Consider the following 12,089-nt stretch of genomic DNA (forward strand, 5'->3'; position numbering starts at 1 on the left):
TTTGTAAGTCACACAGATTACTAAACATTCCCGAATTATTTAAAAAAATAGATGATTATTTATGAAGTACATGTGATAAATCTGTATATAAATCATATAGATTTAGAAAAAGAAAATTAAAAACAAAAAAAGGTTTATTAAATTATAAACGACGTATTTGTACATATTATAACCCAAAAACACAAAAAAGGGAATTTGTTTCATTGCTAGATAACTATCTTGGTGTTAAAAAGTATAGTAAATTAACACCAGATGTTATTAAACAAATTTTAAAATATTTTGCAGATGGTAAAAAATACCGTGATGTTTGTGATACTTTTATTGAAGATTTAATAAGTAATAGTACAGTTTGTAGAAGATATAAAAAATTTGAATTACCAAAAGCTAATATTCCTAAAATTGTATTACAACCAAATCAAATATTATATATAAATATTGATGATGGACATCGAAAATTTAAGTTTAATGAAAAACACAATACTAAAAATTGTAAAAAATGTTCTATGAGATTATTAGTATTTTGTACTGGTAAAAAGAAAAATGGAAAATTAATTAATAAAAGAGCAGCCTGTCAAATAAGAGTATCAAAAACAGAAATTGGTTCTGAAAAAACTGCAAAATTAATTGAAAAATATGGTAATTTATTTTTTGAAAATTTTGACCAAGCAAATTTAATAGTTTGTGGAGATAGTGCAAAATGAATTAGAAAAACTGCTAAAATTTTAAATGCTAAATTTATTTTAGATAAATTTCATGCTTTTCATGTTTTATTTCTTGGTATAATGGCTGGAAGAAGAAAAAATAAAATTGCTAAATTACACTATCAAAATGCAATAAATTTATTTGAAAAAGGTCAATATTATGAATTAATTGATTTTTTACAATCATTAACTTTGCAATATAAAAAATTAAAAGTTGGTTATTTTATTAATGCAAAAGATGGTGTATTAAACCAAGCATTAGTTGAAAATATTGGTTGCTTTACAGAAACTAATATTAAACAAATTTTAAAGCATATGATTGGTGATAGAACCTATAACATTGATATGTATACAAAAATGGTTAATTTTAAATGCTATCAAATAAATACTGCCATCCAGTTATTATAAATTAAAACTTAAATTTAAAAAATAACTAAAAATAAAATAAAACTTATTAAAGTAAACTTTAATAAGAATTTTTGTGTTATAAAAGTAAGTATTATTGTTGACTAATATTTTTCAAGTGTTAAGATTAACATACAATTGCATATTAAAGTCAAAATTATTCTCGTCTAACTTTATAATTTTAAGACAAATTTGAATATTATTGACAACATCGGTACGCTCCCAATTTTTTTCTTCATTCTTGACATTCTTCAACTGTCATACCTTTATAAAAATTATTAACTTTACCATTTTTATCTAAAAGAGAAATATAACAATAATAACCAATTGTATTAATAGTTTTTCTTTCAAAAATTAATGCTGGATTAATTTCTCATTTATTATTTTCTTGATTAAATTTATGTGCTGATGTTATTTTTTCTCTTTGAAAATCAACAACTAACCCAGTTCTTTGTAATAATGTTAATCAACCATCTTCTTGAATTTGAACTTGTAATTCATCACCATAAGGAATTAATGCTAATTCTTTTTTAATAGGATTAATTGAAAGATTTAATTTATATAAATTAAATAAAGCATTAAATAAACTTTGTTGATTCATATTTCTTAAATCTTTACTAGAATTTCTAATCATTTCATAATAATTTCTAAATTTTAATAATTCTTCTTTATTACTTTTAATAAAATTAGGAATTTTTAATTCATTTTTATTATTATTACTCATTATTTTCTTCTCCTTTTTTATTTAATAATTCTAAAATTTCATCTAATTTTTTATTAATTTTTCCTAAGTGTTTTAATAAAATTAAAATTGATTTATCCATAAGTTACTCCTATCATTTTTTAATTGTTTTAAATCTATTATCCAAATGTACTTCAATATTTTTACTAGGATTAACTATTAAATGACTATTAATAACAATTCAATTATTTAGATTACTATCTAATTTTTTAGGTAATTTATCAAATTCAATTGAATTACAAGAATAAATAGTTTTTTCTTTAATTGATTTTTCATTAATCATTATTTATTCTCCTTATTAGTTATTTCATCAACTATTTTTTCTAAACATTTCATACATCAATATTTACTTAGTCAAATTCTTTTATTACAATATTTGCATTTATTCATTATTTATTCTTTTAATTACACTTAATTAATGTAATATTTCTTTTCTAAGTTCAAATTCAATTACATCATCATGTGTTACATCTAATAATTCAATTAAGTAATTAAGATTATTTTTAGTTTGTTCAATTTTCACTTCATTATTTTTTTCTTTACTTTGTTCTACTTCTTCATTAAATTTATTTGTTTTCATTTTTATTTTCTCCTTTAAAATATTTTGTTTTTGCATTCATTCATTCAATTATTAATTCATGTGTTATTTCTATTTTTATTTCTTGTTGACTATTTTTATTAGTTAAATAAACATAAGTTTTATAAGATGGAGTTATACCATTCTCAAGTAACATACAATAATAAGCAGTTAATTGTAATTTAATTCTTTTTAATTTATCATCATCAATACAAGCATAAGTTTTATAATCTACTAAATAATATTTATTTTCTTTTTTATCTAAATAAACTAAATCTGGTGTTCCTGCAACTAAAGTATCAGTAATAGGTTTTTCAATAATAAATTCATAATTATTTTTATCTTTAAATTTTTCTTTTAAAAAAATAAGTGATTTTTTACAATAAGAATAATTTATATTATTAGTTAATGATTTTATTTTTTTTTAATAAATTATTAATAATATTTTCTTGATTAATATTTTGTAAATATAATTCATTAAGTTTATGAACTCATTTACCACGAACTGAAGCATTTTTTAATACTTCTGGTGATATATGACTATAACCAAATTCTAAATAATTATCAATAATTCTAGAAACTGATATTAATTCTTTATTATCAATAAAATATTGATGTGTTTCTTTTTTAAAAATTAATTTACTCATATTTTAATATTCAAAAACATTTATTACATAATCTATTACCAAAAGAAGATTGTTTTCTACATTTATCACAAGAACCAACCATTCTATATTCTCTATATTCCATAAATATTTTTCCTTTCATTAATGTTTTTCTGGATTGGTACAATTCATATCAACTTCCAATACTAATATTTCATAATGTGTAATAAACGCATTTTCTAATAAACGATGTTTATAATTTTTATGAAAATTACTAGCCTCTACAAAAGTACAAAAGGCTTTATATTTTATTAAATAAACGTATGCCATATTTATTTTTCTCCTTTTAAATATTTTAGATATTCATTATCAATAAATATTTCATTTTCTTTACAGCTAGTATTATTTTTATTTCTATTTTTACAAAATATATTTCAACCATCACCAAAATAATCNCTTTATATTTTATTAAATAAACGTATGCCATATTTATTTTTCTCCTTTTAAATATTTTAGATATTCATTATCAATAAATATTTCATTTTCTTTACAGCTAGTATTATTTTTATTTCTATTTTTACAAAATATATTTCAACCATCACCAAAATAATCACAATCAATATTATGATTTTTATATTTTGGATTTAATTTTATTGCTAATTCGATTATTTCCTTTTTTTCCATATTATTATTTTCTCCTTTATTTTATTTATTGTGTTATGATATTGTTAATGAGGTATGTATTTATATATAAAACCCCCTATTTTTTTAAATAATACAAATGTAATTATTAANTTGGATTTAATTTTATTGCTAATTCGATTATTTCCTTTTTTTCCATATTATTATTTTCTCCTTTATTTTATTTATTGTGTTATGATATTGTTAATGAGGTATGTATTTATATATAAAACCCCCTATTTTTTAAATAATACAAATGTAATTATTAATTAGATTAATGGCTTCTTTACTGAGCCATAATAAGGCTATTCAAATTAATCTATAATTACATTAAGCGATACAGTGTAACATTTTAACTTACTTAACATTAAATGCTCTTTTATACTGATATAGAAGTATTTACATTTCGTACTCACTATTAGACTTCTACGACAGTTTTATTAAGTTTTAATCTTTTAACAAAAAAAGAACGATAGTTATATCGTTCTTTTTTATTTCTAAATCTATCTATTAAATTAATGCGCCCATATTGGAAAAATATTTTTTAATTTTTGTTTTTCATGTATATATAATATAGATTTGAAAATAGTGATTATTTAGTATAGCAATTTAACATATACTTTAAATCAACATTTATGAATTCAAATCCCATTTAATTATAAAACCATATACTATTAATGATTACTTTTGTTGTTTTATAAATAAAAGTTATTATATTGTATAATTAATTATATTTGAGAAATTAGATAGAAATTCAGGAGGAACCATTGTGGAAAATTTAGTAAGTGAAGAGGTAATTGAAGAAACGTATTCAAAAATTAAAGATAAAATTAGTAAGACAAGTTTGATAAAAGCAGATAAACTTTCTTCATTTTCTGGTAATAATATATTTTTAAAGTTAGAAAATTTACAAAAAACAGGTAGTTTTAAAATTAGAGGAGCTTTAAATAAAATTCTTAATTTATCAAAGGAACAGCAAGCAAAGGGTTTAATTGCTGCTAGTGCTGGTAATCATGCACAAGGAGTCGCTTTAGCAGCTTCAAGTTTAAATTTAGTATCCAAGATAGTTATGCCTGTAACAGCACCACTAGCCAAAATTGCTGCTACTAAAGAATTTGGTGGTGCTAAATGTACTGTTAAACTTTGTGGTAATATGTTTGATGATGCAATGTCTGAAGCATTAAGACTTGAAAAAGAAGAAGGGTTAACGTTAGTTCATCCATATGATGATAATTTTGTTATTGCTGGTCAAGGTACAATTGGTTTAGAAATATATGAGCAAATGAATGCAATGGGTAAAGAAATTGATTATTGTTTAGTTCCAATTGGAGGAGGAGGACTTTTAAGTGGTATTTCAATTTATTTAAAAAGTAAAAATCCAAATATTAAGTTTATTGGGATTGAGGCACAAAATGTTGATTCTTATAATCAAGCTTTAAAACAAGGAAAACCATTTAAAATTCAAGGTAAAAGTTCAATTGCTGATGGAATTGCTGTTAAACAAACAGGAGAATTAACATTTAATATTTTAAAGAAAAATGTTGATAAAGTTGTTACTATTAGCGAAGAAGAAATTGCGCAAGCAATGTTATTTTTATTAGAAAAATGTAAAATTGTAACTGAAGGTAGTGGCGCTGTTAGTGTTGCTGCTATTCTTTCTGGTAAATTAGATAAAATCATTGGTAAAGATAAAAATGTTGTTTGTGTAATTAGTGGTGGTAATGTTGATATTACTACATTAGGAACAATTATTAATAGCGCCTTAATTAGTTCACATCGACGAGTTCCTTTTTCAGTTAATGGTAAAATTAATAATAGTACTATTAGCGAAATTATTAATATTATTACTAAAAATGGTGCCTCTATTTATAAAATTCACAGTACATTTGATCGTAATAAATTAGATATTAGTAATTTTAGTATTTTTATAGTTATGGATACATCAGATGAATTTCAAAAAAATAAAATTTTTGCTGAGATTAGAGCATCAAGTTCTAACTTTACATTATTAGCTAAATAGTTTTTAAATTTGGTATTTTATTAAAACAAAAATTTAGTTTAAAAATATCAATTATATTTTAAAAAGAGACACTTTTAAAAGTGTCTCTTTTTAAAATAAATTATAGTTATTTTGCTTTTGCTAATTTAGTCATAATTTTAGATTTTTGACGAGCAGCTTTATTAATGTGATAAATGCCTTTAACAACGGCTTTATCAATTAAACTACATACTTCATTAACAAGTAGTGCAGCATTTTCTGCTTTGTTTTTTATTGATATTTCAGCTTTTTTTAAAGCAGTTTTAACTTTAGATTTATAACTTTTATTAATTTCATTTCTTTTTTGGTTTGTTTTAATTCTTTTAATTTGTGATGCAATGTTAGCCATTTTTTCTCCTTTTTTGTTTTGAACATGTTTTATAGATTAATTACAACAAAAATAATTATAACAAAAATCATAAATGTTGTATAATATTTTTTATTTTTTCAGTATAATTAATGTGTTAGCTTTTTGTTAATAGTATATTTTAATTTTTTTACACTTTTAATGTAAATTATTTGTTTAAAAAATTTAATGATAAATGTAGGTGTGGTAAATAAATGAGTTACTATTTTCGTAACCCTTATCAATTTTCTTACCATAGTATTGGTAGGATTAGAACAAGATTAAAATTGCAAGACTTAAATGATATCCAATTACGTGAATATTGTTTAAAATTGATTAATGAGTCTTATGATATTGAAGAGACAAAAAGTTTTAAATATATTAGAGTAAATAAAACACATCTTTACTTTGTAATTAAAAAAGATGTTAATTTAATTTTAACAATTTCACCGATGAGTCCAACTAAACTATTAGCAGTAATCGAGGAAAATTTATAAATCAAAAAAAGAGGAATAAAAAATGGGAAATTTATCTAGTCAATGATGAATGTTAGCACTTATAGGAGTACTTTTAATAATTTTTATTTTTACAACCATTTCAGCAAAAAAAAAGAAAAAAGAAGAGAAAAAACAACGTCAAAAAGAAGTAAAAAATATTATTAAATCCTTTATGCGTGATGAATTAAAATTGCAACATAAAACATTAGAATTTGAACAAGTAGTTTCACGTAGTAGTAAAGAATATCGCTATCGTGATGTTTTTGATGTAATTGTAAAATTATATGATTCTAAGAAAAATGATTTATTTGCAACTAAAGCATTTGAGGTAGAAGGGTTTACTAAACAATTATCAAAGAAAGAATTTGAAACAATTTGAAAAGTAAATTGTGAATTAGATTTAGAAGAAACACTTAAGAAAATTGAAATCTCAAAAAAACGTAGTGGTAAAATTAAAATAAAAAGAAAGACAGCAGAAGAAAAAGCAGCAATTAAAAAAGAAAATGAATCCGTTAAACTTGCAATTGAAGAAGAACGTTTACAAAATAAAGAAAATAAAAAACGTGCTAAAAATTTAGAAAAACCTAAAATTGCAATTCATGATAAATTTTCTGGATGAAAAGATAAATAAATCTTTATTTTTAAGTAGGCAATTGGGTGATATGTAATGAAAATTTATAAAGATGATTATAAGCATTTCCGTATTTGTCGAAAACTTTCATGATTTTTAAATGCAAAAAATTATGCTTTAGTTAAGCATTTAATTGAAGAGAAAAAGATAATAAATTTTGTTGAACTAACGCATACTAAAACAAGTAGTAAATTTAAATCTAATTTAATTACTATTTCTGATTTAGACGATGATACATTTGAAAATAATTATAATGAAGAAGATGATTCTGAATTTTATCTTGGTGAAACAATTGCAGACGGTATTGAAACTGGGCACTATGCTCAAGAATATTTTAAAGTAAAATATTCTTGTTTTAATTTTGAGTCTGAACCGGATAATAATGTTATAGAAATTATTAATAATAAAGAGTATGATGTTTTATTTGAACCAAGATTTGAATATCAGGGCTGTGTTACTAAGTGTGATATTTTAAAACGAAATAATGATGGTTGGGATTTAATTGAAGTAAAAGCAGTAACTTGAGTTAAAGAAGAACATATGTGAGATTTACTTTATCAGTATGATATTTTAACCAAATGTGGAATTAAAGTAGTTAATACTTATATTATGTATTTAAATAATAATTATGTTAGGAAAGAAAAAATAGATTTAAATGAATTATTTATTGTTAATGGATCAACTTGGCAAAAAAGTCCAAATACTAAAAAAAATTTTAGTCTTTTTGAATCAATTCAAGATGAAATTTTAAATAATAATTTGAAATTACAATATGAAAATATTAAGAATATTATTAAAATTAGTGATATTGACGAAATAGTTAAATTATTAACTTTACCTTATTGTCATGAAAATAGTAATCAATTTTGTCCTCATATTTTTAAATATTTTTCTATTCATAATACTATTTTTGAATTATATCGTTTAAGAAAAACTAAGAAAGCATTGTGATATTATGAAGAAGATTTGTTAGAAATTAATGATGAAAGATTATTACCATTTTTAACAAAGTCTAATTTACATTTAAGACAATATGATGTAATTAAAAATGGTGAAAAATTAATTGATGGCAATAAATTTGTTGATTTAAAAATTGAATACAAAAAGTACCAATATCCAATTTATATGTATGATTTTGAGACTATGAAATCTGCAATACCTAAGTTTAAAAATAGTAAACCATATCAACAAATTCCTTTTCAATATTCTGTCCATGTATTATTAGCACCAGATTTTGATTTTAAAACTTATAAATCAATTAAACATTATGAATTTTTAGCAGATGGCAATGATGATCCAAGAGAAATGTTAACAAAAAAATTATGTCATGATTTAATTAATATTCATGGTAAGGGTACGTATGTTGCTTATAATCAATCATTTGAGAAATCTGTTCTTAAAAAATTAGCTTATTATTACCCTCAATATAAAAATAAATTATCATTAATTCATGATGGTACTATTGATTTACAAGATTTTTTTAAAGAATTTAAAATTTATAAAGAACAGTTTTATGGTTCTCTTTCAATTAAAAAAACTTTACCAGCATTTGAGCCTTCCTTTTCTTATGAAGGATTAGTTATTAAAAAAGGAGACATGGCATCAGAAGTTTTTCGTAGAAGAGTTGAAAATAACATTAGTTTAACTAATTGAATTCATAATTTTCGTGAAAATATGTTAAAATATTGTGCTCAAGATACTTTAGGTATGGTAGTATTATTCTGACATGTAAAAAATATTATTGAAATGTACAAAGCAAAAATTGAGGGCGAAAATTATGAAAAAATTTAAAATTTTATTTATGGGTTCTTCTTTTTTTTCTGAAAATATTTTAAAAACATTGTTATTAACAATGAAAAATGAAATTGAAATAGTTGGTGTTGTTTGTCAGCCAGATCGTAAAATTGGTCGTAAACAAGAAGTTGTTCCTTTAGCAATTAAACAATTGGCACAAGAATATCAAATCCCTGTTTTCCAACCCGAAAATATTATTGACAGTTTAAAAGATTTACAATTATTAAATATTGATGTTATTCTTACTTGTGCTTATGGTCAATTTTTACCAAAAGCAATTTTAAATTTACCAAAATATAAATGTTTAAATATTCATGCTTCATTATTACCATCATTGCGTGGTGGTGCCCCTATTCAATGAGCAATTATTAATGGATTACAAACTACTGGTATTACATTAATGAAAATGGTAAGTAAAATGGATGCAGGAGCAATTTATGTTCAAGAACAAGTTTCAATTGGTATTGAGGATACATATACTTCTTTAGTTAATAAATTGATAACTTTAGCACAAAATATTTTAAAAAAATATTTATTAAAAATCATTAATAATGAAATTGAAGAACAAGAACAAGATGAAAATAAAGTAACTTTTGGTTTAAATATTAAAAGAAGTGATGAAAAAATTAATTGAAATCTTTCAGCACAATTAATTTCATGTCATGTTCGTGGATTGTATAATACACCAATTGCTTATACTATGTTGAATGATAATATATACAAAATTCATCAACTAGCAGTAACTAATGAATTATCAAATGCTCTGCCAGGAACAATTGTTGCAATAAATAAATTAGGTATTATTGTTGCCACTAAAACTAATAACATAGTAATTAAAGTTATTCAACCAGCAGGTAAAAAAGAAATTATAGCAGCTTGTTACTATGGTTCTAAAATTAATCCAATTGCAATTGGTTTTATCTTTAAATAGTAAAAAAAAATAACCAATATTTTTTGGTAATCTAGGAGGAAAAGATGTATCGTTTTCGATCAATTAAATATTTAGCAATGACTGGTATTATTACTGGTTTATTAGTAACAATTGGTTATTGTTCAACTTTTCTTTTTGGTTGAGCAATTACTAGTTTATTTGCTGGAAATTCTACTTTACAATTATTTGATGCTGTTTTTATTCCATTTTGTGCTTTTTTTGAAGGACCAATGCTGTTATTTGCAGGACCAATTGCGGGTGGCATTTTTGATTTAATTAGCGGTGTTAAAATTGTGGTTATTCCTATTACAATTTTTATTAGAATTTTAATGTTTTTTGTTATTAAGTTATTAATTAATAAATCTTGATGAAGTATTGTTTATACTTTCTTTTTTGCTGCTATTTTACTACTTATTTACCCATTGTCTTATTTAGTAATTTATCAAGATTATGCTATTACAGTTAATGAATTAATTACTGATAGTATTCAAGCTATCTTTGCTTATTTTGTTGCTATTCCACTTTATTATGCTCTTAGTAAAAATAAAATTAGATCAAATTATAGTTTTTGAAATGATCAAGAATTTGATTATTTAAAAAATAAAAAAATAACTGTTTTAGAATAGTTATTCAAAAGATCATAAAATATTTGGTATTAAATTAATTATTTTTGTGATGAAGAGAGAAAATAATGATTGAATAAAAAGATAAAACAGACATTCTTTATAAGAATAGTTTGTAATAAATTTATTATGCTCTGGGTCATTTCTGAAAGGTATTTTGTTATTTTCTTCAAAATTTATTATTTCATCAATAAGTTTTTTATTTATATCAATATATTTTTTTAGATTATTTAAATTAGAATTATTAATATTGGTTGCAATTAATATTTTTAAATAATCTAAAGTATATTTTCACTTTTTTTCTTTTTTATTTATTATTACTTGATTTATTTTTTTAAGAAATCTTTCATTTATTGAATATAAATTATTGGCATAGTTAATAATTTGCTCATTTTTATCTCCAAATTCTAATTTTCTGATATTAATTTTTTCAAATTTTAAATTATTTAAAAAACTATTAATTTCTATTCATTCATTAAATAATTGTTTTAATGAGTCTCTATTTGAAAGTTTATAGTTTAGTTTTTTCTGGTGTTCATCAAGAATCTTTTCTTCTATATATTCTAACCCTAAATTTTTGTTTAAATTTCTTATATTTTGTGCCGTTCCATCAATTTCTGATTCAATAAAACTTCTTAGATTCATAGTATTTATATTTTGAAAATTTAGTTCATTAAAGAATTTGGAAAATTGATTAATAATAATATTTTCAATTAAATAATCAGAATCAAAATTGTTAATTATTTTTTTTGATTTTTTAAAAATTAATAAAACTTCAAATATATAATCTTCTAATTTATTTAAGTTTAACATTTTATCACTTCCTAATTTAATTAGGAATAATTAACATATAATAAATTATTTTAATTATTAAAAGTAAAAAGATCAATTGATCTTTTTATTTAAATTTGTTTTGTAATGGTATTTAATTGTAAAATAAGTGTATTCTTTACTTATTATCCATTATTTATATCTAATATAGACAATATCGTTTAATTTTATAAACTTAATATAAGTTTATACCCATTTACTTAAGTTTTAAGGTAAAGGGTTTTTAATTAAAATAAGGAGAAAAAGGTTTTATGAATAAAAAAAATTAAAAAAAGTTTTAAAAAAATATCTAAGTTAAAAAAAGTAATTAAAAATCATATAATCGATCCAACACCATCTGAAACAGTTATTGGAACTACTGTTCTTTCTGCTGCTGCTATTAGTGGTATTATGATTGGGGCTGGTCGTGCGCCTGTTATTGTTCCTGCACTTGCTGGTGGTATTATTGCAGTGGGAACGGTTTCTGCTATTACATATATAGTAGAAAAAATAAATGAATCAGAAAATGATAGTGTTATTGAAGGTAGTAAATCTCAAACAAAGAGATTAACATCAGTAATATAGATAAATTAATATAATGAAATATTATTTTTTAATATTTAATTAATAATAAAAAAATGAATAATTATTATATTCATTTTTTTATTTTAAATAATAGTTAGCGTATATTCACTATTAAATTGAATT

Annotated in this window: 17 protein-coding genes; 8 read left to right on the forward strand and 9 right to left on the reverse strand. The window is 21.8% G+C overall.

Translation table 4 applies throughout. The annotated features are described in order from the left end of the window. Positions 1–59 precede the first annotated feature (59 nt). Positions 60–1,109 (forward strand): Mbov_0401 family ICE element transposase-like protein, encoded by a 1,050-nt coding sequence (locus SPIRDC1_RS03050; protein WP_255495905.1) that lies wholly within the window; start codon positions 60–62, stop codon positions 1,107–1,109. Between the two features lie 196 nt (positions 1,110–1,305). On the opposite strand, the gene SPIRDC1_RS03055 is transcribed toward SPIRDC1_RS03050, so the two are convergent. The 7 genes from SPIRDC1_RS03055 to SPIRDC1_RS03085 all read right to left on the reverse strand — a co-directional run bounded on the left by SPIRDC1_RS03055 (position 1,306) and on the right by SPIRDC1_RS03085 (position 3,714). Further along, positions 1,306–1,830: a recombinase RecT gene (locus tag SPIRDC1_RS03055; protein ID WP_174480484.1), complete on the reverse strand. Its 525-nt coding sequence runs from the start codon at positions 1,828–1,830 to the stop codon at positions 1,306–1,308. Between the two features lie 109 nt (positions 1,831–1,939). Beyond that, complete coding sequence (locus SPIRDC1_RS03060; protein WP_174480485.1) at positions 1,940–2,131, reverse strand: hypothetical protein; 192 nt, start codon at positions 2,129–2,131, stop codon at positions 1,940–1,942. 132 nt (positions 2,132–2,263) lie between these two features. Then, on the reverse strand, positions 2,264–2,428 hold the full coding sequence (locus SPIRDC1_RS03065; protein ID WP_174480486.1) for a hypothetical protein: 165 nt from the start codon (positions 2,426–2,428) through the stop codon (positions 2,264–2,266). Further along, on the reverse strand, positions 2,415–2,843 hold the full coding sequence (locus SPIRDC1_RS09990; protein WP_174480604.1) for a PD-(D/E)XK nuclease family protein: 429 nt from the start codon (positions 2,841–2,843) through the stop codon (positions 2,415–2,417). The genes SPIRDC1_RS03065 and SPIRDC1_RS09990 overlap by 14 nt, the downstream gene beginning before the upstream one ends. After that, positions 2,827–3,072, reverse strand: coding sequence for a hypothetical protein (locus SPIRDC1_RS03075; protein ID WP_174480487.1), 246 nt, complete (start codon positions 3,070–3,072; stop codon positions 2,827–2,829). Before SPIRDC1_RS03075 ends, SPIRDC1_RS09990 begins: the two co-directional genes overlap by 17 nt. Positions 3,073–3,192: 120 nt before the next feature. Continuing rightward, entirely contained in the window at positions 3,193–3,360 is a 168-nt protein-coding gene (locus SPIRDC1_RS03080; protein ID WP_174480488.1) for a hypothetical protein, read from the reverse strand. Positions 3,361–3,519: 159 nt separating this feature from the next. Further along, on the reverse strand, positions 3,520–3,714 hold the full coding sequence (locus SPIRDC1_RS03085; RefSeq protein ID WP_174480338.1) for a hypothetical protein: 195 nt from the start codon (positions 3,712–3,714) through the stop codon (positions 3,520–3,522). A 766-nt stretch (positions 3,715–4,480) separates the two neighbouring features. Here SPIRDC1_RS03085 and ilvA point away from each other — a divergent pair. Then, on the forward strand, positions 4,481–5,731 hold the full coding sequence (gene ilvA, locus SPIRDC1_RS03090; RefSeq protein WP_174480489.1) for a threonine ammonia-lyase: 1,251 nt from the start codon (positions 4,481–4,483) through the stop codon (positions 5,729–5,731). A 106-nt stretch (positions 5,732–5,837) separates the two neighbouring features. Here the strand turns inward: ilvA and rpsT are convergent, their stop codons facing one another. After that, positions 5,838–6,098, reverse strand: a complete 261-nt coding sequence (rpsT, locus tag SPIRDC1_RS03095) for a 30S ribosomal protein S20 (RefSeq protein ID WP_174480490.1) — start codon at positions 6,096–6,098, stop codon at positions 5,838–5,840. Between the two features lie 212 nt (positions 6,099–6,310). On the opposite strand from rpsT, the gene SPIRDC1_RS03100 reads away from it, so the two are divergent. From SPIRDC1_RS03100 to SPIRDC1_RS03120, 5 genes are read left to right on the forward strand one after another with little or no spacing between them, the layout of a single operon-like run. Further along, positions 6,311–6,592, forward strand: coding sequence for a hypothetical protein (locus tag SPIRDC1_RS03100; protein ID WP_174480491.1), 282 nt, complete (start codon positions 6,311–6,313; stop codon positions 6,590–6,592). A 22-nt stretch (positions 6,593–6,614) separates the two neighbouring features. Continuing rightward, the gene (locus tag SPIRDC1_RS03105) at positions 6,615–7,223 is read left to right on the forward strand and encodes a hypothetical protein (protein WP_174480492.1); all 609 of its coding nucleotides are present in this window, start codon (positions 6,615–6,617) and stop codon (positions 7,221–7,223) included. 36 nt (positions 7,224–7,259) lie between these two features. Next, on the forward strand, positions 7,260–9,014 hold the full coding sequence (locus tag SPIRDC1_RS03110; RefSeq protein ID WP_174480493.1) for a DUF2779 domain-containing protein: 1,755 nt from the start codon (positions 7,260–7,262) through the stop codon (positions 9,012–9,014). Continuing rightward, the gene (gene fmt / locus SPIRDC1_RS03115) at positions 9,001–9,948 is read left to right on the forward strand and encodes a methionyl-tRNA formyltransferase (protein ID WP_174480494.1); all 948 of its coding nucleotides are present in this window, start codon (positions 9,001–9,003) and stop codon (positions 9,946–9,948) included. The genes SPIRDC1_RS03110 and fmt overlap by 14 nt, the downstream gene beginning before the upstream one ends. A 44-nt stretch (positions 9,949–9,992) precedes the next feature. After that, a complete protein-coding gene (locus tag SPIRDC1_RS03120) occupies positions 9,993–10,574 on the forward strand; it encodes an ECF transporter S component family protein (RefSeq protein WP_174480495.1) in 582 nt (193 codons plus the stop codon). Here the strand turns inward: SPIRDC1_RS03120 and SPIRDC1_RS03125 are convergent, their stop codons facing one another. Next, a complete protein-coding gene (locus SPIRDC1_RS03125) occupies positions 10,575–11,384 on the reverse strand; it encodes a hypothetical protein (protein ID WP_174480496.1) in 810 nt (269 codons plus the stop codon). A 408-nt stretch (positions 11,385–11,792) separates the two neighbouring features. Here SPIRDC1_RS03125 and SPIRDC1_RS03130 point away from each other — a divergent pair, with 408 nt between their 5' ends. Next, positions 11,793–11,966, forward strand: coding sequence for a hypothetical protein (locus SPIRDC1_RS03130; protein ID WP_174480497.1), 174 nt, complete (start codon positions 11,793–11,795; stop codon positions 11,964–11,966). The last annotated feature ends 123 nt before the right edge of the window (positions 11,967–12,089 follow it).

It is taken from the genome of Spiroplasma endosymbiont of Danaus chrysippus, assembly GCF_902809815.1.
GTDB lineage: Bacteria > Bacillota_I > Bacilli_A > Mycoplasmatales > VBWQ01 > Spiroplasma_E.